Genomic DNA, 21,955 nt, shown 5'->3' on the forward strand with positions numbered 1-21,955 from the left:
GCGGGCGATACCCACGATCGGGCGTGCGGGCCAGCGAACGGGCGATGGTTCGCTGGTTGGGTTGGCGGCATGCTGAGGTTGTCGCTGGGCGCGGTGCGGGATCGCTGGCAGTTGTTCGCGGGCGCCGTGGTGGCGGTGGCTCTTGGCGTCGGCCTGGTGCAGTCGGGGTTGCAGGTGCTGGCCGCGACGGATCGGCCGGAGCTGCCGCCCGGGTTGTCGAAGTTCGACCAGGCGCGGATCCGCGAGGGGTACGTCGGCGCCGCGACGCTGCTCGGCATGTCGGTCATGCTGGCCGTGTTCCTGACGGTGTTCGTCGTGAGCACCACCTTCGGGTTCACGGTGGCGCAGCGACGACGCGAGCTTGCGTTGCTGCGGCTAGTCGGCGCTCAGCGTGGCAGCCTCCGGCTGATGTTGCTCGGTGAAGCGCTGATCCTCGGTGTCCTGGGCACTGCAGCAGGTGTCCCGGCCGGATTGCTCGGCACCTGGGCTCAGTCGGAGCTGCTGATCCGGCTCGGCATGCTGCCCTCTTGGTTCCGAGCGCCCTGGGACACCGGCTCGATGGAGGCCGCTGCGATCGTCGGGATCGGTACGGCGTTGGCGGGCGTCCTCGCGGCGGCTTGGCGGGCCTCGCGGATCGCACCGCTCGAGGCGCTCACCGAGCTGCCGGAGGGGATGCCGGTGATGACCGGATGGCGTTGGTTCTGGGGACTTTCGGCCACCGCCTGCACCGTGGTACTGGTGATCGCCGCGCAGGCCGCGCGCGATCTGGTGGCCGGTTTGATGATCGCGTTGGTGGTGATGATCAGCGGGTCGGTCGCCTTGAGCCAGCTGAGCCCGATCGCGGTGCCCCTCGCGGGACGCCTTCCAGCGTTGGTGCTTCGCGGCAGTCTCGTTGCGGACCTGGCCCGCGAGAACGTCCTGTACGCCGTACGCCGAGGTGCTGCTACTGCTGCTCCGTTGATCGTGCTCGTGGGACTTCTGGTGGGGTTGTGGGGCACGTTCGGCTCGCTCGCCAAGGCGGTCGGCGAGGAGCAGCGGCAACTGATCACCGCCGACCTCGTCGTGGGTTCGGAGGTGCCGGCCTCGCAGGACATCACGGTCGCGTCGCCGCAGACCGTCGTACCGGTGACGGTGATTCGCCAAGCAGGTAAGCGGAAACAGACCGTGTACTCCGAGGCGGTCGGCATCGAGTGGTCCGCGTACCAGCGCACTCATCGCCTGCGACCGCGCAAGGGATCGCTCGACCGGCTGGTCGGCCGGACGATCGCGATCGGTCCCGGGATGAGTGCCGAGGGATACAAGCTGGGCTCGACCGTGACGGCGGTGATCGGGACCCGGCGCCTGCCGCTGAAGGTGGTCGCGATCATGCCGGAGACCCTCGATGTCGGCGACAACTTCTTCGTACCGCGCGCACTGGCCGGTGAAGGCCGGACCGAAACGCTGGTGAAAGTTGCTCCCGGCAATGACATCCGGACGGTCGCGCGCCGGCTCGAAGCCGGCGGCGAGGTGCGGACGGTCGCCGAGTGGGCCGAAGCGCGCGGCGAGGTCCAGCAACGCGGAAACACCGGCATCTTCGCCGTCCTGATGGGCCTGGCCGGTGTCTACGCGGCCGTCGCGGTCGTCAACGCCGTGGTAATGGCCGCAGCGGACCGCCGCCGCGAGTTCGCCCTGACGCGGATGGCGGGCCTCACCCGCGCCCAGGTCGTCACCGTCGCTCTGGTCGAATCCCTGACCGTGGTGGTGATCGGTGTCCTCCTCGGCTGCCTGGTCGCAGCCGCAGCGCTTGCGGGAGTCGCCGCCGGTACCGCGAACACCTACGGCGTCGTCGTCCTTGCAATCCCTTGGCGACTACTCGGCCTGATCCTCGGCGGCGCCCTCCTGGTGGTCGGCGGCACCGCCGCGGCAACAGCCTGGACCGTCACCCGCCACCAACCGGTCTCGCTGCTGGGCGGTCGGGACTAGCTCGCGTATCAGCGGTAGGTCTTCAGGCCCGAGCGGATCATGCTGTGCAGGACGAGGTGATGGAACGGCTCGATCGCGGCGTAGTAGAAGCGTCCGGCCGGGCGGAGGAAGTGGACGATCGTGACGACCTTGAACTCGCGCGTGGGAGAGGTGTTGTCGGTGATGAAGGCGAGGTAGCCGATCAGATGGTTGTCGGTCACCTTGAGGAGCAGGTAGTGGTCCTCCTCGCCCCGCACCACTTCGAAGAACGCTGCTCGATCTCCGGGCGTGAAGCTGATTGTCTCCGGCCGGACCCGTGGCCGCGACGGGACGCCGGCCGTCTGCAGTCTCAGTGCCTTGGCGAGGACGAACCGGGCAGCGAACAACGCCTTGATCCACCACGGCGAAGGACCGAGCGATCCGGCCACGAACTCGCGCAGGGTCACGGTGCCGGTCGCGGTCTTCAGGTCGACGACGTCGGCGGTGGGTAGGAGATCGGCCAGTTCGGGCAGATCGGTACGGACGGTCATGCGGGCCTCCTAAAGCAGCGACTTGCCGGTGGCCAGTCGCAAGGTGTCGGCGTACAGCGCGCGGAGCCGGTCGGACGAGAGCGGCGGCAGCACCTGCTCGGCGCCGATGAGGATCAGATACAGCAACTCGGCGAGCTGGTCCGGACCGATCAGGCTGCTCTCCAGACCACGGCAAAGCTTCTGCAGGTACTGCGTGCGCGTCCGATCCACGCGCTCCTGCGCCTGCCGCGCCTCACCGTCCTGCAACGCCCAGGCCCGGACCGCGATCTCCAGTTTGGAGTCCTCCGGCCCGGCCAGGACGAGCTCCATCAGCCGGACCAGTTTCACCTCGGCGGTCGCCTCCGGATCCTCTTCCACGGTGTCGATCAGCCGGGTCGTGAAGAGTGCCTCGAAGTGCTCGAGCAGCGCCGTCCGGAACCCGCCGACGCCGTGGAAATGGTGATAGTACGAGCCTTTGCTCAGGCCGAGCTCGGTGGTCAGCCGGTCGATGGTCACCGCCGGCGCCCCCTCGTCGGCAAGCAGCCGGAGCCCGGCGTTCAACCAGTCCACCTTCGTCGCCATGCCGCTGAACATACCATACCGTTTGGTATGGGCGAATCGCCATGCCATTAGTACTCGCCTGAACCGCGGGGGCTCAGGCGCCGCGCTGCGGAAGAGAAGCCTCGGGAGATGGGTACTGAATGGCCTGGCGGTTCGGCCCTAGAGCCCGATGGTGTCCCCCGCGCCATAACTGCTCCGGTTGAACGAGATCGGCGGCCGGCCGGGGAGGTGGAGCTCGGTGAGGTGGAGGGTGCCTTCGCGGACCTGGAGTTCGGTGTCGGTGAGGATGCCGAAGGCGTTGCCCGTGGACCAGAAGTGGTTCGTCGACGGATAGCGCGGGTCGAAGCGCATCACACCGGAGCGGCCGTCGTAGTCGAAGCCGGTGAGGGCCACGACCGCGCCCCAACTCGCCATCGCGCGGGCGTAGTGGTGTCCGCACTCGGCCTCGTCGAACGGGTTGCGCCGCTCACCGTCGTACCGGGCTCTGATGTTCGAGATCACCTCGAGTCCCTCGTCGACCAGGCCTTCGGAGATCAGGCCGACGGCGAGGATGTGTTCGAAGCCGGTCATCACCTCGGCGAAGTACGGGAACGGCCGCTCGGGCCGGTTGCCGCGGGGATAGCTGCACATCAGAACGGCCGACTCGTCACCGAGGACGTAGCTGCGCATGTTGTTGAAGTGGTCGTGGAAGCCGGTCCGGCCGTTGTGGGCCAGAATGCTGCGCAAGGCCGTTGCTACTAGCAACGGGTCGTGGAGGTGGCCGAGTTGAGCGATGTGGGCCAGGGCCTGGCCTACCAGCTGGTCGATCAGACAGCCGTCGCCCAACTGGAGTTCGGGTTTCGTCGGATCGGCCGCGCCCATCCGCTCGCGGAGGCCGGGGGCGACGTCGTCGGCCGAGGCGGGTGGGCGGATCTCGTGCCGGTAGTACGAGCCGTTGAAGAGGTTCTGGTCCATCCAGGCGCTGCCGTACTCGAAGAGCCGGCGGCACTCGGTCGCGAGTTCGTCCTCGCCGGCGTGTCGTGCCAGCTCCTCGCAGGCGCGCAACGCGGCCAGGTACCACGACTGCATCTGCGGATTCGGCCCGTAGTACTCGACGTCCATCGTGTTGTGCTGACAGCCTTCCATCACGCCGTCGCGGTCCGCGTCCCAGCCGCCGGGAATCCAGCAGAACTCCAGCGCCCGCCTCGCCGCGGGCCACAACTCGGCGAGCATCGCGTCGTCACCGCTGAGCCGCCAGTCGCGGTAGAGCTTCACCAGGCAGCCGAGTTGCCCGTCGGCGGCGGCGACCCGCCAGTCCTGGGCGGCCTCGGCCAGTGGCAGTCCGACGCGGAAGCTCATCAAGCCCTGCTCATCGGTGGCGTGGCCGAACTCGACTTCGCGCAGTGAGCGGGCGATCTCGCCGAACAGGTACGGCGTGGCCTGCTCGTAGTTCCAGACGTGGGTGCAACTGCCGAAACAGCTGCCGACGTGGTCCGAGCATCCTTCCCAGCCGAAGAACCGGCCGTCCGGTGTCCGGAAGACGGTCTGCGAGCGCAGGGTGCTCAGGTTGAAGAGGGCGGCTTCCTTCACCGCCGCGGGGAGATCGCTGCCTTCGAAGGCGCGTACGAAGGCGAGGGTACGCCGTTCGAGCTCCGGCAACTCCGGCGCGAACTTGGCGACGGCGTCCCACGCATCGGCGTACAGGGTGGTGTAGTGGTTGCCGACGACATCGGGTTTCTCCCAGGCACGGCGGTTCGGGAAGTGCCAGCCGAGCAGGAACGTGAATCCCTCGCTCGCGCCCGCTGCGACGACCCTGGTATCGGCGACGGAGGCGATCGGTGTCGGGGAGGTGCTCTCCCGCTCGTCGAGTTGCCCGTCCGCACTGAAGTCGTCCCAGAAGTCGAGCAGGCTGTCGCCCCAGGTCCGATCGGTCCACCCCGTACGGCGGCTGACGTCCTGGCCGGCCAGGATCGCCAGCGCGAGCGATCCCCAGCTCTCGGCGCTGGCGTCGACACCGTTGGTTCGCAGCAGTACGCCGCTCAGCCCGGCGTCGTCGACAGCTGTGTTGTAGTTGCCAGCAGCAACATCATTGGTGCCGTCGCGGCCGATGAAGTTCTGCAGGCAGCCGGCCACCGAGACGGTCAGCGGCCGGTCGGTCCGGTTGACGACCTCGAGGCGCAGCACCGCGATCGGCCACGAACTGGCCGCCACGTCGGTCGGCACGAGCGGATTGAATCCTTGCACCTGAACGCCGACCGGGACGTCAGGATCGTGCAGAATCACCTGGCCGAAGGGATAGCTGGTGGCGAAGGCGGCGCTCCGGAAGCGGGGGAGACCGTGGTTCTGCGCGGCGCTGCCGTGCGCTCCCTCGTACTCGCTCAGATCGAGTGGTCCTTCGGCCGCGCGGGTGACCACGGTCCCGTCCTCGTCGCAGGTCCGGACGGCGAAGAACGCGGTCTCCGGCCGGAAGCCCTTGGCCGGCCGGTTCCCCACCTCCCAGTCGCGCAGGTTGCCCCGCCCGCCGAGGCTCACGGTCCCGGTGCCGATTCCGCCCAGCGGCAAGGCGATCCGGCGCAGTTGGTTGCCTGTGTACGACCGCGACCCGGGCCAGTCAGCTCTCGTCATACCGGTTGACCCTACCGGCTGTCCGATCGCTGGGAAATCGATCTCCCAGCGATCGGTTAGACCACTTCTCAGGCGTCGGCGGTGGTGAGCGCCTCGGCTTCCGCCTCGGAGTGGGCGGTCGGCGTACGGAGGTGGGCCAGCGGCTTCCAGCCGGAGGCGAGCACGCCGACCGCGAGCAGTACGGCGAAAGCGCCCACGTAGAACGGCAGCTGGATGTTGACCTCTTCACCGAGCTTGCCGGCCAGCCACGGGGCGACCGCGCCACCGGAGAAGCGGACGAAGCTGTACGCCGCGGAGGCGGTGCCGCGCTCGACCGGTGCGGCAGCCATCACGGCCTCGGTGATGAGGGTGTTGTTCACGCCGAGGAACAGGCCCGCCACGATCACTCCGACGGCGAGAACCGGACGGTGATGCGCGTAGACCCCCATCACGGCAAGGTCCGCACTGAAGAGCAGTAGCGAGGTCAGTACTACGGGAATCGTGCCGAAACGTCGCTGCAACCGGGGAGCCGCGAAGACAGAGGTCAAGGCGAGGCCGATGCCCCAGCCGAAGAAGATCAGCCCGATCTGCCTCGCGGACATCGCCAGCGGGAACGGGGTGAACGCGAGCAGGGTGAAGAAGCCGAAGTTGTACAGCAGGGCCGTGACCGCGACGGTGGCCAGCGAACGGTGCTTGAGCGCCTTGAGCGGCTCGATGATCGACGTACGCCGTGGCGCCGGCGGCGAGGTGGGCAGCAGGAACGCGGTCGCGGCGAGCGCGATCGTCATCAGGACGGCGACGCCGAAGAACGGGCCACGCCACGAGATCGTCCCGAGCTCACCGCCGACCAGCGGCCCGGCCGCGATGCCGACGCCGAGCGCCGCCTCGTACAGGATGATCGCCTGCGCGACGGAGCCGCTGGCGGAGTTGACGATGGTCGCCAGCGCGGTCGCGATGAAGAGGGCGTTGCCGAGACCCCAGCCGGCCCGGAAGGCGACGATCATGCCGATCGAGTTGGAGAGACCTGCCAATGCGCTGAACACGACGATGATGGCCAGGCCGATCAACAGCGTGCGCTTGGCGCCGATCCGGCTGGAGACCGCGCCGGTGATCAGCATGGCGACGCCGATGACGGCCATGTAGCTGGTGAACAGCAGCGACACCTGCGACGGGCTGGCGTGCAGTTGCTCCGCGATCGGCTTGAGGATCGGGTCGACCAGGCCGATGCCCATGAACGCGATCACACAGGCGAACGCAACGGCCCAGACCGACTTGGGTTGCTTGAGAAACGAGTTACTGCTCACCGGGGCGTCTCCTCCAGAGGTTCGAGGGTGAGGATCGAGCGCATGACGGTGACCGCGGCCTGCAGGGTGGCGACGTCGGTGGCGGGGAGTTGGCTGAGGCGGGCGGCGACGGCCGCGCCGGCTTCGTGCCGCGCTTGGTCGAGTTCGGCGCGACCGGCGTCGGTGAGGCTGATCAGGCTGGCCCGGGAGTCGGCCGGGTCGGGCTCGCGCCGGACCCAGCCGTTCTCCTCCTGGCGCTGGACCAGGTTCGACATGGTCGGCTGGGAACAGCGGTCGGCCTTCGCCAGGTCGCTGATCCGCGTCGGCCCGAGCTCGTCGAGCCGCCCCATCAGCCGCATCGCGGCGTGCGGCAGCGAGCTCACATCCCGACTCGCCAACCGCGTCAACCGCGCCGCGGCCACCACCACGTCGACACCGAGCTTCGAAAGATCAGTAGCGATCACGTCAGACAACAATACATAGGAAAGCTATGCTTCTCCACCCTTCGCGCCGTGAACCGGATCACCTGTAGCCGTCCGGAACCAGGAGACGGGGATCGGACCGCGGTGAAGGACGTGCGGGATGTCGCGCCAGGGAAACAGCGGCTCGGTGGGAGTGAGCCGCCGAAGACGGGCGAGAGCCTCAGGAGGCGGAGTGGCGAGAGCGGCGACTGCGTCGGCGGTGTACGGCAGATAGTCCTCGGCCGGCTGCGCGCGGTGGTGCGGGTCGTGGCGTTTGAGCAGGATGCAGGTCTTGTCCGGATCGAGGAGATCGGCGTCGAGAGTCCAGTAGCTCGGCCCGGACTTGATCCGGCCCGACTCCGCGAGCGCGTCGAAGATGACAGTGGGATGGACCGGTGAGAAGAAGAGCACGTCGGACCAGCGGCAGCCGAGTGGATGGACCGGGATGTCCATGACGTGCGGATAGTCGGCGTACTTCGCGGCCTCGCGCTGGTAGAGCTCCGGGTACCGGTCGCGGATGCTGCTCAGCGGCAGAATCTGATCGCCGTGCAGATCGCGGACCGCTGCTTTGTAGAGAAGAAGTGTGAGCATAGAAAAAGCCTCCGAGGGCAGGCTGGCTGCTCGGAGGCTCTGTTCTCATTCTATCGGCGGCCTGGGGTCAGCCGGGGTTACCATCCGCCGCATGGGTGTTCTTGGAACTGCCGTGGCGGTGGCCGATGTCTCGTTTGCGCGGGTGGTGCCGTTCCTCACCGCCGAGCGGGCTGCGGTCGTTCTTGGCGTTGATCAGGCGAATCCGGCGGGGGTCGTGGTCGAGGCGGATCCTGGTCATCGCACGGTGGGGATGCACGGGCAGTACTGGTATCGCGGTGACTACAGCTTCGCCGAGCATCCTGGCGGCACCCTGGTTACCTACCGGATCACCAATATCTCCGGTCAGCCGGACGCTCTCATCAAGGTCTGGCAGCGGAAGGTGCTGCGGCGCCAGCAGCAGGACGTGGAAGCGTTCGCGGCTGCTCTGCCGGAGCCGAATCAGCTCGGGTGGTCGGTGAGGTGAGCGATGTGCTGGGCGGCCTGTGATGGGCCGTCGACGGCGGCGTACAGCTTCTGGAGGCGCTCCGCGGCGCGCTGGTGAGCGGGGTTGTCGAGCATCGCGGTGGCGATGGGAGCGAGACGGTCGAGGTCTGAGGGAGCCACATGGCGGGCGGCGTCGAGGCGTTCGAGGAGGGCGATGTTGAGGTCCTGCTCGATGTGGAGCGGGATGCCGAGGAGGGGGGTGCCCGAGGCCGTCGCGGTTTGGGTGCTGCCTTGGCCGCCGGTGGTGATCGCGAGATCGACCTGTGGCATCACCAGGTGGCTGGGGAGAACGCCCTCGACCATGATGCGGTCGGTGGCGAGATCGGTCAGGTCGTGGATCGTGCCGGCGACCAGGATGCGTACGTCGAGGCGGCCGAGCGCTTCGACCGCGGCCCGCACCAACTTGGGTGGCGTCGATGTCATAGCGACGTAGACGACTGGCCCCGGGCGGCCGAGGAACTTCTGGACCCGCCCCGGCAGAGGGAGATCGAGGTGAGCGAAGAGAGGACCGACGGCGGCGAGCCGTGAGCTCGGGCGGTAGCCGCGACCGGGTCGCCATGACGCCAGCTCGGCGGCCGAGATCCCAAGTATTTCAGGGATCTCGGGCACCAGCGAGAGATCGCCGAGCAGCAAGGCCGCGAGGCTCGGCACCTGCTCGACGCCGAGCGACGCGGCGACGCGGTTGAAGCCGCCGCAGTACGCCGTGGTGCGGTTCATCGTGCGGTTGACGAAGAACCGGCTGAGCCAGTCCGGTGCGCGCCTCAGTCGTGGATCGACCGGCGAACTCGGTGCCGGCAGCAACCTTCGCTCGAAGGCCGGCGGGACGAAGCTTCCGGCGTGCTCGGTGACGAGTTGTACGCCGGCCAGCCGGGAGGACAGCAGCGTGGTCAAGGTGAAGCCGGTGACGGCGACGGTGATCCCGTGCTTGCGGAAGTACTCAGCTTCCGCTTGGGCATAAGCACGGATCTCGGTGTCGTCGTACATGCTCTGTCGCGGGTCGCCCTGCCCCATCGCCGAGGCCACGAAAGCGGCCGATCGGGCGGCCGACAGACCAGGCCCGAGTACGTCGTACGCGACGCCGGCCCGGGTGAGCAGGCGCTCGTGGGGACCGCCGTGGGTGGCGACGTGGACCGGAACGCCGAGCTCGGTGAGGGCGCGATGGAGCTCCAGCATCCGGGACGTCTCGGACAGGTAGGCGCAGTGCGGCAGTAGGCAGATCACGGGTGGTTGCCTCCCCTCGGACGATATAGGTAATATATTGCCTATGTCGCGCACCCACAAGACCGAGGAGTTGCTGGGCATCGGCCCCGCTTCGTCGCTGGACCCGTCGGTCCGGGCGTTCCGGACGGTGCTCACGCTCGCCCAGAGGCTTCGCAACGCGATGGACGAGCGGCTGCGGGCCGATGGGTTGACGACTCAGCAGGCAGCGTTGATCACGGTCGTCGCCGCAGCCGGCAAACCGTCGCTGGCCGAAGCCGCGGCCGCATTGGGCAGCACCCACCAAAACGTCGCCCAGATCGTCGCTGCCCTCGTCCGCAAGGATCTTCTGCAGGTCGAGCCGGATCCCGCCGACAAACGGCGAAAGTTGCTCTCGACAACAAACCACAACGCGAGCTACTGGAAGCAGCGGGACGCCGCGGACTTCGCCGCCGTGGCCGAATGGTTCGGCGACCTGAGCCGGACCGAGATCGAAACTCTGTGCTCCTTGGCGGAGCGTGTGATCGAGAAGGTCTCCGATGCGCAAAGCAATCCTCGGTAGCACCGCGTTCTTCTTCGCGGCACCCGCTGTGGTCGCGGGCTTGATTCCCTGGTGGATCAGCGGCTGGCCGCGACCGCGCTTCTGGCCGGCCGGCGTCTGTGTGGTGGCGGGCGTGGTGATCGTCCTGCGGGCGTTCATTAGGTTCGTCCGGGAGGGCCGCGGTACGCCGGCGCCGATCGCTCCGACCGAGCAGTTGGTGGTCGGCGGTGACTACCGCTTCGTCCGCAATCCCATGTACGTAGGCGTCGTCGCTGCCATCTTCGGCCAGGCGCTCCTCTTCCTCGACGCGGGGCTGCTCGTCTATGGAGTGATCGCCTGGGCGGTGATGGCTTCCTTCGTGCGTTGGTACGAAGAGCCGGTACTCCGCGAGCGGTACGGCCCGCAGTACGAGGAGTACTGCCGAGCCGTGCCCGCGTGGCGGCCCAGGATCCGGTCCTGAGGTTCGAGGGGGATGGCAAGCTGGGGGCATGATCGTTGCATTCAGCATCAGCCCGGCGGCCGGGGACGAGACCGGTGGCGTGAGCGAGGCGGTCGCCGAGGCGGTCCGCGTCGTCCGCGTCTCCGGTCTGCCCAACGAGACCAACGCGATGTTCACCAACATCGAGGGGGAGTGGGACGAGGTGATGGCGGTGGTGAAGCAAGCCGTCGAGGCGGTCGCCGCGGTCTCGCCCCGGGTCAGCCTGGTGTTGAAGGCCGACATCCGTCCCGGTTTCACCGGCCAGCTCAGCGCCAAGGTCGAGCGCATCGAGCAGGCCCTCGCCGACTGACACGCCGTACTGCGCGGGGCGCTTTGTCAGTGGCTGTTGAGGGCCGCGAGGGTCTCGGCGTACCGGCCTTCGGGCTCTGCGTTGCGGAGGAACTTGACCCGGTCGATGACGACCTCGGTCACGTCGGGCTGGTTCTGCAGGATGTCGATGGTGTCGGTCAGGTAGGTGTCGAGCGGTAGGGCCCGCTCGTCGTTCTCCTGCCCCATCAGAGCGGTTTGGACGGCCGGCGGGATCAGCTCGATCACCTGGACCGAGGTGTCCGCGAGCTGCAGCCGCAGGCTCTGCGTGTAGCTGTGGATGGCGGCCTTCGTCGCGTTGTACGTCGGCGTGATCACCAACGGCACGAACGCGAGACCCGACGAGACCGTGAGGACGGCCGCGTCCGGCTTGTTCAGCAGGTGTGGCAGGAAGGCGCTGATCACCCGGATCGTGCCGAGCAGGTTCGTCGTGATCGTGGCCTCGCTGACGCTGAGATGGTTCGCGTCGCGCAGGTTCTCCGGATGCATGATGCCGGCCATCGTGATCACCACGTTGACGTCGGGGTGGGTGGCGATCACTCGCTCGACGGTGTCGGTGATCGAGTCCGGGTCCGCGACGTCGAGGGCGATCGTCTCGAGTCCGGGGTGTTCGGCGGCCAGCTGGTCCAGCAGTTCCTTGCGGCGGCCGCTGATGATCACCTTGTTGCCGAGGTCCAGGAAGCGCTGGGCCAGTCCGAGGCCGAGGCCCGAGGTGCCGCCGGCCAGGAAGATCGTGTTGCCTGTCGTTTTCATGTCTCCACTGTCCGGCCGATCGCGGCGGGCAACCAGGTTCGGTTCAGCCACTGCTCGGCAAGCAGTGGTTAACGCCCGGCGCTGCTGAACAATGAAGGTATGGAGTATCTGGAGCTGGCCGACTTCCTGCGCAAGCGGCGGGAGGCCCTGCAGCCCGAGGACATCGGCCTGCCCCGCGGGCGTCGCCGCCGTACTCCGGGACTGCGGCGCGAGGAAGTGGCGTCGCTGGCGTCGATGTCGACCGACTACTACAGCCGGCTCGAGGGTGGTCGTGGTCCGCAACCGTCGACGGAGATGCTCGCGGCGATCGCCCGCGCGCTGCGCCTGACGCTGGACGAGCGGGATCACCTCTACGTCCTGGCCGGGCACGGGATTCCGCCCCGCAGTACCGGTGGCGACCACGTGAATCCCGGCCTGCTGCGCATCCTGGACCGGCTGGTCGACACCCCCGCCCAGGTGATGAACCGGCTCGGCGAGACCTTGCTGCAGACGCCGATGGACGTCGCGTTCGAGGGCGAGCTGACGAGCTTCGAAGGACTCGAGCGCAGCAACATCTACCGCTGGTTCCTGCGCGAAGGCGAACGGGACCTGTACGCCGACGACGCCATCCGCGCCAATCACAGCAGGGTCCTGGTGTCGGGGCTGCGGTCCGTCTACGCCACCGACGGCGAGAAGTCCCGGGCGGGCACGATCGTTCGCGCGTTGCTCGACGGGAGTGAGGAGTTCCGCCGGCTCTGGGAGGCACACGAGGTCGGGATCCGGCATGTGGGGGTCAAGCGGTTCCGGCACCCGGAGGTCGGGGAGCTGGAACTGCACTGCCAGCTGCTGGACGACCTGGAACAGCAGCAGACGCTGCTGGTTTTCACCGCGGCGCCGGGGAGTGTGAGCGCTGAACGGCTCGAACTGCTGTCGGTGATCGGGAGCCAGCGACTGCTCCCCACGGAAAACTGAAAGTCTTTTCGGAAAAGGCTTGCTGAAGTCTTTACGTGGGTTTGGCCATCAGTTAATTTAAGCCCTGAATCCACCCTGCGTAACGCCTGAGTCACCGAGGGGATCCGCCCTGCCCGCTCGGAGACTTCTGCCTGCCGCCATCCCGGAAGGACCGCCCCCATGCTTTCCGATCCCAAGAGGTTCCTCGCCAAGCTGTTGAGTCTGCTGGTCGTCTGTCTGTGCCTGACCTCCGCGAGTGCGTACGCCCGCGAAGCCCGGACCCAGCAGGTCGCGGCCACCTTCAACGTGCTCGCGTTCTACAGCGGCACGTACGACGCCGCGCACATCGACTTCGAGAAGGAGGCGAACCAGCGGTTCCCCCAGTTCGGGGCCGAGAACGGCTTCAACTACACCGCCACCAACAACTGGGACCAGCTGAACAACCTGAGCGCTTTGCAGTACCAGGTCGTGATGTTCCTGGACGACTCGCCGCACAGCGATGCGCAGCGAACCGGATTCCAGAACTACCTGAACAACGGTGGCGCGTTCTTCGGCTTCCACGTGTCGGCGTACAACGACGCGAGCGGCGGCTGGCCGTGGTTCAACAACACGCTGCTGGGCACCGGCCGGTTCCAGTCGAACACCTGGGGACCGTCCGCGGTCACGCTGAAGACCGAGAACCGTTCGCACCCGTCGCTGGTGAACACGGGCGCGACGTTCCGCTCGTCGGTCAGTGAGTGGTACAGCTGGCAGAACGACCTGCGGCAGAACCCGAACATCCAGGTGCTGGCCTCGATCGACCCGTCGAGCTTCCCGGTCGGCAACCAGCAGGGCAACATCTGGACCTCCGGCTACTACCCGATCATCTGGACCAACAAGAACTACAAGATGATCTACGCCAACTTCGGCCACAACGCGATGAACTACCAGACCAACACCCGGCTCTCCTCGACCTTCGACAGCCCGGCGCAGAACCAGTTCATGATGGACGCGCTCAAGTGGCTCGGTGGTGCCGGTACGACGGTGCCGCCGGTCGACCAGCCGTCGCCGACCGCGTGGTACTCGGTTGCGAACAAGGCGAACAGCAAGTGCGTCGACGCGCGCGCGGCCGGTACGGCGAACGGCACCGTGATCCAGCAGTACTCGTGCAACTCGACGGCCGCGCAGCAGATCCAGTTCCAGCCGACCTCCGACGGGTTCGTCCGGATCAACAACCGCAACGACGCCACCAAGGTGATCGACGTGACCGGAGTGTCCACAGCTGACAACACCGGGCTGCAACTGTGGACCTACAGCAACGGCAGCAACCAGCAGTGGCAAGCGGTCTCGGAAGGAAGCGGCTACTTCCACTTCACCAGCCGCCTCAGCACCAAGTGCCTCGCAGTACCGGGTGCTTCGACCGCCGACTCCACCCAACTCGTTCAACTCACCTGCAACGGCAGTACAGCCCAGTCCTTCCGGCTCACTGCTGCCTGACTGATCTACGGCCGGTGATCCCCGGGGCGATCGGGGTTCACCGGCCGTAGTTGTTGGTGGGAGTGGCTGTCGGATGTCGGGGGTGTGGGTTAGTTTGCCGGGCATGAGAACCCTGCGCTTGGCCGCCCTGGCGGCGGGAGTCCTGTTGGCGATGTCCCAGATGGTGCCCGCGCAAGCGGCCGGTACGTCGAGCGGCGGGCGGCACGGACCGTCGTACGAGTGGGAACTGACGCCGACGGGGAGTGAGTCGCAGTTCCGTGGGCTCGCGGCAGTGAGTGCGGACGTCGCGTGGGTCGCGGGCAGCGCCGGACAGGTGCTCAGGACGACGAACGGCGGGAAGAGCTGGGAGAACGTGAGCCCGCCCGGTCTCGAGGCGCTGCAGTTCCGCGACATCGAGGCGTTCGGCCGCGACCGTGCCGTGGCCATGACGATCGGCAACGGTGAGGACTCGCGGATCTACCGGACCACCGACGGTGGCAGGACCTGGACCGAGACGTTCCGCAACACCGAGCCGGCCGCGTTCTACGACTGCCTCGACTTCCACGGCTCGCACGGGCTCGCGCTGAGTGACCCGGTGGACGGCAAGTTCCGGATCGCGTCGACCTCGGACGGCGGCAAGTCCTGGAAGGTGCTGCCGAACGCCGGGATGCCGGCGGCGCTGCCGGGCGAGTTCGCGTTCGCGGCGAGTGGCACCTGCCTGGTCGCCGGGCCGGGGCGGACCGCGTGGTTCGCGACCGGTGGTGGCGATCGGCCGCGGGTGTTCCGGACGAACGACAACGGCCTGCACTGGAAGGCGACGGACTCGCCGATGGCCAGTGGTGAGGCGGCCGGCATCTTCAGCCTGGCGTTCCGCGGGCCGCTCTTCGGGGTGGCCGTCGGTGGCGACTTCCTGAAGCCGACCGAGGCGGTCAAGGCCGCGTCGGTCACGTACGACGGTGGTCGCAGCTGGAAGCTGGTTCCCGCGGACAAGGCGCCGAAGGGGTACCGCAGCGGCTCGGCCTTCGTGCCGTGGTCACCGGCGACCGTGGTCGCGGTCGGGCCGTCGGGTAGCGACGTCAGCCTCGATGGTGGGCGGAGCTGGACGCAGTTCTACGACGGCAGCTTCGACAGCGTCGAGTGCGCCGGGCACGGGTTCCACGCGGGTTGCTGGGCGTCGGGCGCCAAGGGCGCGGTCGGCAAACTGGTGCTGAAGCGCTGAGCCTGCCCGTGCGCGTGGGCTGAGCTTGTCAGGCGCGCTGAGGTTGTTCGTCGGGGCGGCGACACCCGTACGTCGTGCGGGTGTCGCCTGGGTGCGGACAGGATGAGGGCATGCGGAAACGTTTCATGAGTGCCCTCGTCTGTCTGTTCCTGCTCACGCCGGCCGTTGCGACGGCCGCACCGGTTCGTCAACTGCAGGTACTGACCTACAACATTCATCACGGCGCCGGTATCGACGGCGTCGTCGACCTCGAGCGGATCGCGCGGGTGATCGAGCAGTCCGGCGCGGACGTGATCGGGCTGCAGGAGGTCGACAAGCACTGGAGTGAGCGCAGCAACTGGGTCGACCAGGCTGCCTGGCTCGCCGAGCGGCTGAAGATGCACTTCGCGTACGCGGCGAACCTCGACCTGCCGCCGCTGAATCCGGGCGAGCCCCGGCGGCAGTACGGTACGGCGATGTTGTCGCGGTACCCGATCAAGAACTTCACCAACACCCTGCTGCCGCTCTACCCGACCGGGGAGCAGCGCGGCCTGGCGGTCGCGACGATCAAGGTCCGGGGGAAGAACCTGCGGTTCGCCAACACGCACCTGACCTCGAACAACAACGCCGAACGGCTGGAGCAGGCGCACAAGGTGGTCGAGTTGCTCGGCGGATCTCGGCAGTCGACGATCCTGGTCGGCGACCTCAACGCGAAGCCCGAGGCGCCGGAGATCAAGACCCTGACCGCGGTCTGGCGCGACACCTGGAGCGAGGTCGGCGTCGGCCCGGGGTACACGATCGAGTCCGACCACCCCACGGCCCGGATCGACTTCCTCCTGCACACCGCCGATCTTCGCCCGACTTCGGCCGAGGTTCCCGTCACCCTCGCCTCCGACCACCTTCCGGTGACAGCGAGCTACACCTTCAGCCGCTAGCCGGACCGCAGGGTCCCGATCGGCGTCACCTGGCTTCGGCCGGGTGGCGCCGATCTGCTGTGTCCGGTGGTTGCCGGAGGCCCGAAACCGGGCGCCTGAGAGCGGGCGTGGGAATTACAAGCTTGTAGTTTGTCAAGCCGACACGCAGGTGAAACAAAGTTATTGGTGTGAAAGGTGTTCCCAATGGGGCTGTAGGCAACTAGTGTCACGTATGTGGTCCAGAAGGACCAAAAGTTCACGAGTTCGGGGAAGGACTCGTGACTGGCGGAAGGAAGTACCCGATGCGGACGCCCACGGGGGCTGAGTCCGATCGTCGGGACTCGAGCACAGGGAAGACCGGCAGAGTTCTGATGTCCGGTGTGCTCGCGGTCTCGCTGATCGGCACCATGGCCCTGATCTCGGTCCCGGCGCAGGCTGACCCCAAGCCGCCGGTCATTCCTTCACAGTCCACCGTCGACGCGGCCAAGAAGGCCGCCGCCGCCAAGGCCGCCCAGGTCGCCGCGATCGAGCAGCAGCTGGCCGCCGCGAACGACCGGCTCGAGCAGCTCGGGATCGCTTCCGGCAAGGCCGACGAGAACTACAACGGCGCGATGTACCGGTTGCAGCAGGCGAAGACCGACGCGGCCGCGGCCGCGTCGAGGGCGGCGAAGGCGGAGCAGACGCTGGCCGGCCAGCGCCGCGAGATCGGGCGGTACGCGGCCGCGTCGTACCAAGGGGGTGGCGACCTGGCGAAGCTAGGGCCGCTGTTCACCGCCGACGGTCCGCAGCAGCTGCTCGACTCGGCCGGCGCGGCGCACTCGATCTCCACCGCGATGCAGGGCGCGTTCCTCCGCTTCACCGCGACCCAGGTAGTCACGAACGCGTTCAAGCTGCAGGCCGACCAGGCGGTGACCAAGGTGAAGGCCGCCACCGACGCGGCCGCCAAAGCGAAGGCCGAAGCGGAGGCCGCCGAGGCGAACCAGGCCGCCGCCGTCGCCGCCATCGGCGCCGAGCGCAAGACCCAGATCAGCCAGCTGGCGACGCTGCGCAACACGTCGTACCAGGTGGCGGAGCAGCGGCAGCGTGGGCTGGAGGAGCTCGCCAGGCAGCGGGCGGCCGCGCTGGCCGCCAAGAAGGCCGAGGAGCTGCGGAAGCGGATCGCCGCCCGGGAGGCTGCCGAGCGGGCCCGCGAGGCGGCCGAGGAGAAGGCCCGCGAGGAGCGGGAGAAGCGCGAGAACCACGGCAAGAAGACGAAGCCGCCGAAGCACCGGCCTGGCCACGGCGGCGGCGACAGCGGCGGCGGGAACGACGGCGGCGGGAGTTCGGCCGGCCGGGGTTCCGCCGCGAGGGCGATCGCCTTCGCGCTGTCCCAGCTGGGCGACATGTACCTGTGGGGCGCGACCGGGCCGAACCGGTGGGACTGCTCCGGGCTGACGATGGGTGCCTGGGAGAAGGCCGGAGTCCAGCTGCCGCACTACAGCGTCGCGCAGTACGAGCAGATCAAGCACATCAGCGCGGACGAGTTGCGGCCCGGCGACCTGATCTTCTGGGCCGAGGACCACAACGACCCGAGCACGATCTTCCACGTCGCGATGTACCTCGGCGGCGGCCGGATGGTGCACGCGCCGCGGACCGGCAAGCCGGTCAAACTCGAGAACGTCTACTACTGGGAGACCCCGGACTTCTTCGGACGACCCTGACACAGGCCCGGCCTCCTTGCGTGCGGGCCGGGCCCGGTCCAGACCACCACCATGACTAGACGAGCCGGTGTCCGCCGTCGGCGTGCAGAACGGTGCCAGTGATGAATCCATTGCGCAACAGGGCGATGATCGCCTCCGCGATGTCGTTGGTCCGCCCGATCCGCCCCACCGGCAGGCGGGCGGCCATCGCCGCCAGGGTCTCGTCCTTGGCGTCTCCCGCGACGCCCTGCCAGATCGGGGTGTCGACCCAGCCGGGGGACACGACGTTGACCCGGATCGGGGCCAGCTCGACCGCCAGCGCGGCGGCCATCGAGCCGAGCCCGCCGTTCAGCGCGGCGACCATCGAGCCGCGCGGACCCGGCCGGTACGCCGCGATGCCGGACGTGAAGACGATAGACCCGCCTGGCTCGATCACCGGCGCGCCGTGCTTGGCGAGCAGCAGCGGGCCGATCAACTTGGACTCGATGGCCGACCGCGCGGCCGCCACGTCGTACTCCCTGATCGGCTGGTAGCTGCCGGAGATGTCGGCGGCGGTGGTCACGATGTGGTCGACCGGACCGGTGGTCTTGAAGAGACGTTCGACGTCTTGTTCGTCGCCGACGTCCGTGACGACCTTGCGGACCGGGAGATCCACGGCTTCGAGCCGGTCCGCGGAGCGGCCCGCGATGGTGACTTCGGTGCCTTGAGCAACTAGTTCGGTGGCCAGCGCCAGACCCATGCCGGAGCTGCCGCCGACGATGACGACGCGTTCTTTTCTCATGGTTCCGAGCCAACCAGTGGCTGGTTCAGAGATCCACGACGCGTTTCCTAACCGGCGTGAGGCCGGGGCTAACGAGTAGCGCGTGCAGGACAGGATTGCGGCTGTCGGTGCGCCACGCCGCGGCGTACCGGGCGTGCAGGGGGCTGCCCTCGATTGGTCGCCAGAGCACGTCGTCGTCCGCGGCCCGGCGGGAGCCCAGCGTGATCGCGTCGCGGCGGACGAGCAGGGCTGAGCGGAGTTGCGAATGGCTCATCGTGGTCGGGCTGATCCGGAGTCCACCGAGGCGATGGATGGCGTCGTCGTAGAAGTCCGGTGCGGCCGCGCGGTTGATCCAGATCAGCTCGTGGGCGCGCAGTTGGGCGAGAGTGATCTCGGTGCCGGCGGCCAGTGGATGTGTTGCCGTCAGCAACACTCCTAGCTCCTCTTCGGCGAGGTGCTTCACGGTTGTTGCGGTGGGCAACGTTGCTGGGGTTCTGATCAGGGCGAGGTCGACGTCGCCGGATGCGAGCATGGCGAGCTGCTCGGCGGTGGTGCCGGCGACGGGGGTGATTTTGCAGCCGGGACTTCGTTGTGAGGCTAGGTTTTCGAGGGCGGCGGGCAGCCAGCCGGGGACGCCGTTGAGGAGACCGAGGCGAAGTTGTGGCTCACCGAGACCTGCTGTGCGGCGGGTTTCGGTCAGGGCTCGTTCGGCCGCGGCGATGGTGCAGGTGGCGTGGTCGAGGAAGACCTTGCCGGCGACGGTGAGCTCGACGCCGCGGCTGTGCCGGATGAGCAGGGGTGTGCCGATCTCGCGCTCGACCTGCTTGATCTGCTGACTGAGCGTCGGCGTCGAGATGTGCAGGTGCGCTGCGGCCCGCCCGAAATGAAGCTCCTCGGCGACGGCCACGTAGTACCGCATCTGCCGGAGCTCCATAGCGGTCAATGCTAGGTGGTTGGTGAGGTGGGGGTGGTGCGAGCTCGCAGGTACCCGACCGAGGTCGGCGCGGTCCGATCACGCCGGTCGACCAGCGATGGAGGAGCGGCGCTTTGGGATGGTCGGTCGAGCAGGTGACGGAGGAACCGCGAGGCGGGCGGTGTGCTGGTTGCCTGGGCATGACGGGTGCACCTGCGTAGTGCGCCGGGGAGGGATGTCGACTCGGCTGACTTCGTCGTTCGAACCGCGACAGAGGAGCGGCGATGCGGGTGCCGCCCGTGCTGGTTGCCCGACCGAGACCGACGCGGCTCATCCTGCGGTTCGAGCCGCGACGGAGGAGCGGCGACCGGGGGGTGGGTGGGTCGAGCGGTGACGGAGGAACCGCGGTGGGGGCTCCTCCGTGGTACCGGCTAGTGGGGTTCGGTCTTCAGGCGCTCGAAGGAGGCGCGGATCTCGGCTTCGGCGTCGGCTCGGCCTACCCAGGTGGCGCCTTCGACGGACTTGCCGGGCTCGAGGTCCTTGTAGACCTCGAAGAAGTGCTGGATCTCGAGCCGGTCGAACTCGGGCACGTGGTGGATGTCGCGCAGGTGCTCCTGGCGCGGGTCGCCGGCGGGGACGCAGAGGACCTTGTCGTCCGGGCCCTTCTCGTCGGTCATCCGGAACATGCCGATCGCCCGGGCCTTGATCAGGCAGCCGGGGAAGGTCGGCTCGGTGAGCAGGACCAGCGCGTCCAGCGGATCGCCGTCCTGGCCCAGGGTGTCCTCGATGAACCCGTAGTCGGACGGGTACTGAGTGGCCGTGAACAGGGTGCGGTCGAGCCGCAGCCGGTTCGTCTTGTGGTCCAGCTCGTACTTGTTGCGGGTGCCCTTGGGGATCTCGATGAAGACGTCGAACTCCATACGGCAGATACTGTCACGGTTCGGACCGACCAAATGACAGGAGCAGCCCGGTGGCCCGTCCTCCTCGTGCGGTCTTCGTCACGCTTGCCGTGGCGCTGACCCTGCCGATCGCCCTCAGCGGAGCGGCAGGAGCGCAGGCAGTGCCTGGCCGGTCGCAGAGCGACAGCAGTACTACGGCTGCCCCACTGGTACTGCCCCCGGCGAAGACAGAGGGCGTCGCACCCACGGCCACCGGGGTACAGAAGGCGCTCGCCGCTGCGCTGGCTGACCCGTCCCTGGGCAAGCATCACGGGGTCTACGTGTACGACGCCTCGCGGGCGAAGACGCTCACGTCGATCGGTGCGACCAGGCCCTTCGTGCCGGCGTCCACGATGAAGCTGCTGACCACCTTGTCGGCTCTGTCGACGCTCGGGGCGGATCACCGGTTCACCACGAAGACTGTCAGCGCCGCGAGCGGCTCTGTGATCCTGATCGGCGGCGGCGACCCGCTACTGGCGGTGCGGCCGGGGGCGTCGGACGACTTCCCGAGGCGGGCCTCGCTGCAGGAGCTGGCCGCCGGTACTGCGCGGTCGCTGCGCTCCCAGGGCGTCGCCAGCGTCACCCTTGGCTACGACGCCGGCCTGTTCACCGGGCCGGCCGCGAACGCCAAGTGGGAACCGAACTACCTCACCGAGGGGATCGCCGCCCGTACGTCGGCGCTGTGGGTCAACGAGGGGCGGCTGTCGCCCGGTATGGCCAAGCGGGCTCCTTCACCGGCGCTCGCGGCAGCGACGGCCTTCGCTGGGCTGCTCCGGACCGCAGGGATCAAGGTGACCGGCAGCGTCAAGCCGGTGGCGGCACCGACGACGGCTGACGCGCTCGCTGAGGTCCAGTCGGCATCGCTCGGTGACATCGTCGAGTACATCAATCTGCACAGCGACAACGACGGTGCCGAGGTCCTGCTGCGGCAGGTGGGCATCGCGACGCAGAACGGTGGCTCCTACACGGGCGGCGTGAAGGGTCTGCGGGCGACGCTGGCCGGGCTGGGAATCAACGTGACCAAGGCGACGATCTACGACGGCAGTGGGCTGTCGCGGACGAACCAGGTGCCTCTCGAGGCACTGGCAGGCGCAGTACGGGTTGCGGTGGCCAAGCCCGAGCTACGGCATCTCGTGAGCGGGCTGCCGATCGCCGGGTTCACAGGCAGCCTCGAGGACCGGTTCGCTGGTCCGGGGTCGGCGGCGGGCACAGGGCTCGTGCGTGCCAAGACGGGGACGCTCACAGGGGTGCACTCGCTCGCAGGACTGGTCCGGGATCGCACTGGGACGCTGCTGGTGTTCGCCGTCGCCACCGACAGCGCGCCGCCCGACAAAGCGCTCGACGCCCGCGCCGCGCTCGACCGGATCTCCGCCACCCTGGCGAACTGCGGCTGCGCCTGAGCAGCGCTGCGACACGGGGTGATCTTCCGGCTCCCGACAGGCGCGTGTTGGACCGTGCCA

General features: G+C 68.1%; 22 protein-coding genes. 11 read left to right on the forward strand and 11 right to left on the reverse strand.

Annotated elements, in window-relative coordinates; all coding sequences use genetic code 11:
* Positions 1-69: 69 nt before the first annotated feature.
* Entirely contained in the window at positions 70-1,962 is a 1,893-nt protein-coding gene (locus EV138_RS20175) for an FtsX-like permease family protein (protein WP_238158249.1), read from the forward strand.
* Positions 1,963-1,970: 8 nt separating this feature from the next.
* Here the strand turns inward: EV138_RS20175 and EV138_RS20180 are convergent, their stop codons facing one another.
* From EV138_RS20180 to EV138_RS20205, 6 genes are all read right to left on the reverse strand, one after another.
* On the reverse strand, positions 1,971-2,471 hold the full coding sequence (locus EV138_RS20180) for a DUF2867 domain-containing protein (RefSeq protein ID WP_133980414.1): 501 nt from the start codon (positions 2,469-2,471) through the stop codon (positions 1,971-1,973).
* 9 nt (positions 2,472-2,480) lie between these two features.
* Positions 2,481-3,032, reverse strand: a complete 552-nt coding sequence (locus EV138_RS20185) for a TetR/AcrR family transcriptional regulator (RefSeq protein ID WP_133980415.1) — start codon at positions 3,030-3,032, stop codon at positions 2,481-2,483.
* Between the two features lie 138 nt (positions 3,033-3,170).
* Positions 3,171-5,615, reverse strand: coding sequence for a GH116 family glycosyl-hydrolase (locus EV138_RS20190; RefSeq protein ID WP_133980416.1), 2,445 nt, complete (start codon positions 5,613-5,615; stop codon positions 3,171-3,173).
* A gap of 68 nt (positions 5,616-5,683) precedes the next feature.
* A complete protein-coding gene (locus EV138_RS20195; protein ID WP_133980417.1) occupies positions 5,684-6,898 on the reverse strand; it encodes an MFS transporter in 1,215 nt (404 codons plus the stop codon).
* A complete protein-coding gene (locus tag EV138_RS20200) occupies positions 6,895-7,341 on the reverse strand; it encodes a MarR family winged helix-turn-helix transcriptional regulator (RefSeq protein ID WP_133980418.1) in 447 nt (148 codons plus the stop codon). Before EV138_RS20200 ends, EV138_RS20195 begins: the two co-directional genes overlap by 4 nt.
* A 24-nt stretch (positions 7,342-7,365) precedes the next feature.
* Positions 7,366-7,929: a hypothetical protein gene (locus EV138_RS20205; protein ID WP_133980419.1), complete on the reverse strand. Its 564-nt coding sequence runs from the start codon at positions 7,927-7,929 to the stop codon at positions 7,366-7,368.
* 91 nt (positions 7,930-8,020) lie between these two features.
* Here EV138_RS20205 and EV138_RS20210 point away from each other — a divergent pair, with 91 nt between their 5' ends.
* Positions 8,021-8,392, forward strand: coding sequence for a hypothetical protein (locus tag EV138_RS20210; RefSeq protein WP_133980420.1), 372 nt, complete (start codon positions 8,021-8,023; stop codon positions 8,390-8,392).
* Here the strand turns inward: EV138_RS20210 and EV138_RS20215 are convergent.
* Positions 8,368-9,633 (reverse strand): glycosyltransferase, encoded by a 1,266-nt coding sequence (locus EV138_RS20215; protein ID WP_133980421.1) that lies wholly within the window; start codon positions 9,631-9,633, stop codon positions 8,368-8,370. The genes EV138_RS20210 and EV138_RS20215 overlap by 25 nt on opposite strands.
* 43 nt (positions 9,634-9,676) lie before the next feature.
* On the opposite strand from EV138_RS20215, the gene EV138_RS20220 reads away from it, so the two are divergent.
* Genes EV138_RS20220 through EV138_RS20230 form a run of 3 tightly spaced genes read left to right on the forward strand, consistent with a single transcriptional unit; the run spans position 9,677 to position 10,938 of the window.
* Positions 9,677-10,171 (forward strand): MarR family winged helix-turn-helix transcriptional regulator, encoded by a 495-nt coding sequence (locus EV138_RS20220; RefSeq protein WP_133980422.1) that lies wholly within the window; start codon positions 9,677-9,679, stop codon positions 10,169-10,171.
* Positions 10,149-10,610 carry a methyltransferase family protein gene (locus tag EV138_RS20225; RefSeq protein ID WP_133980423.1) on the forward strand — a complete coding sequence of 154 codons (462 nt, stop codon included), beginning with the start codon at positions 10,149-10,151 and terminating at the stop codon, positions 10,608-10,610. The genes EV138_RS20220 and EV138_RS20225 overlap by 23 nt, the downstream gene beginning before the upstream one ends.
* A gap of 28 nt (positions 10,611-10,638) precedes the next feature.
* Positions 10,639-10,938 carry a thiamine-binding protein gene (locus tag EV138_RS20230; protein WP_133980424.1) on the forward strand — a complete coding sequence of 100 codons (300 nt, stop codon included), beginning with the start codon at positions 10,639-10,641 and terminating at the stop codon, positions 10,936-10,938.
* A gap of 26 nt (positions 10,939-10,964) precedes the next feature.
* Here the strand turns inward: EV138_RS20230 and EV138_RS20235 are convergent, their stop codons facing one another.
* The gene (locus EV138_RS20235) at positions 10,965-11,708 is read right to left on the reverse strand and encodes an SDR family oxidoreductase (protein WP_133980425.1); all 744 of its coding nucleotides are present in this window, start codon (positions 11,706-11,708) and stop codon (positions 10,965-10,967) included.
* Between the two features lie 99 nt (positions 11,709-11,807).
* On the opposite strand from EV138_RS20235, the gene EV138_RS20240 reads away from it, so the two are divergent.
* From EV138_RS20240 to EV138_RS20260, 5 genes are all read left to right on the forward strand, one after another.
* Positions 11,808-12,659 (forward strand): helix-turn-helix transcriptional regulator, encoded by an 852-nt coding sequence (locus tag EV138_RS20240; RefSeq protein WP_133980426.1) that lies wholly within the window; start codon positions 11,808-11,810, stop codon positions 12,657-12,659.
* 159 nt (positions 12,660-12,818) lie between these two features.
* Positions 12,819-14,114 carry a ThuA domain-containing protein gene (locus tag EV138_RS20245; RefSeq protein ID WP_133980427.1) on the forward strand — a complete coding sequence of 432 codons (1,296 nt, stop codon included), beginning with the start codon at positions 12,819-12,821 and terminating at the stop codon, positions 14,112-14,114.
* A 103-nt stretch (positions 14,115-14,217) separates the two neighbouring features.
* Complete coding sequence (locus EV138_RS20250) at positions 14,218-15,312, forward strand: WD40/YVTN/BNR-like repeat-containing protein (RefSeq protein ID WP_202866774.1); 1,095 nt, start codon at positions 14,218-14,220, stop codon at positions 15,310-15,312.
* A gap of 110 nt (positions 15,313-15,422) precedes the next feature.
* Complete coding sequence (locus tag EV138_RS20255; protein ID WP_133980428.1) at positions 15,423-16,226, forward strand: endonuclease/exonuclease/phosphatase family protein; 804 nt, start codon at positions 15,423-15,425, stop codon at positions 16,224-16,226.
* A 350-nt stretch (positions 16,227-16,576) separates the two neighbouring features.
* The gene (locus tag EV138_RS20260) at positions 16,577-17,905 is read left to right on the forward strand and encodes a C40 family peptidase (protein WP_238158250.1); all 1,329 of its coding nucleotides are present in this window, start codon (positions 16,577-16,579) and stop codon (positions 17,903-17,905) included.
* Positions 17,906-17,960: 55 nt separating this feature from the next.
* Here EV138_RS20260 and EV138_RS20265 read toward each other — a convergent pair whose 3' ends face one another.
* The 3 genes from EV138_RS20265 to EV138_RS20275 form a co-directional block, all read right to left on the reverse strand.
* Positions 17,961-18,665, reverse strand: a complete 705-nt coding sequence (locus EV138_RS20265) for an SDR family oxidoreductase (RefSeq protein WP_133980430.1) — start codon at positions 18,663-18,665, stop codon at positions 17,961-17,963.
* Between the two features lie 25 nt (positions 18,666-18,690).
* On the reverse strand, positions 18,691-19,578 hold the full coding sequence (locus tag EV138_RS20270) for a LysR family transcriptional regulator (RefSeq protein ID WP_133980431.1): 888 nt from the start codon (positions 19,576-19,578) through the stop codon (positions 18,691-18,693).
* Between the two features lie 410 nt (positions 19,579-19,988).
* Complete coding sequence (locus tag EV138_RS20275) at positions 19,989-20,477, reverse strand: inorganic diphosphatase (RefSeq protein WP_112248339.1); 489 nt, start codon at positions 20,475-20,477, stop codon at positions 19,989-19,991.
* 50 nt (positions 20,478-20,527) lie between these two features.
* On the opposite strand from EV138_RS20275, the gene dacB reads away from it, so the two are divergent.
* Positions 20,528-21,895, forward strand: a complete 1,368-nt coding sequence (gene dacB / locus EV138_RS20280; protein WP_133980432.1) for a D-alanyl-D-alanine carboxypeptidase/D-alanyl-D-alanine endopeptidase — start codon at positions 20,528-20,530, stop codon at positions 21,893-21,895.
* The last annotated feature ends 60 nt before the right edge of the window (positions 21,896-21,955 follow it).

The sequence above is a fragment of the Kribbella voronezhensis genome (assembly GCF_004365175.1).
GTDB classification, from domain to species: domain Bacteria; phylum Actinomycetota; class Actinomycetes; order Propionibacteriales; family Kribbellaceae; genus Kribbella; species Kribbella voronezhensis.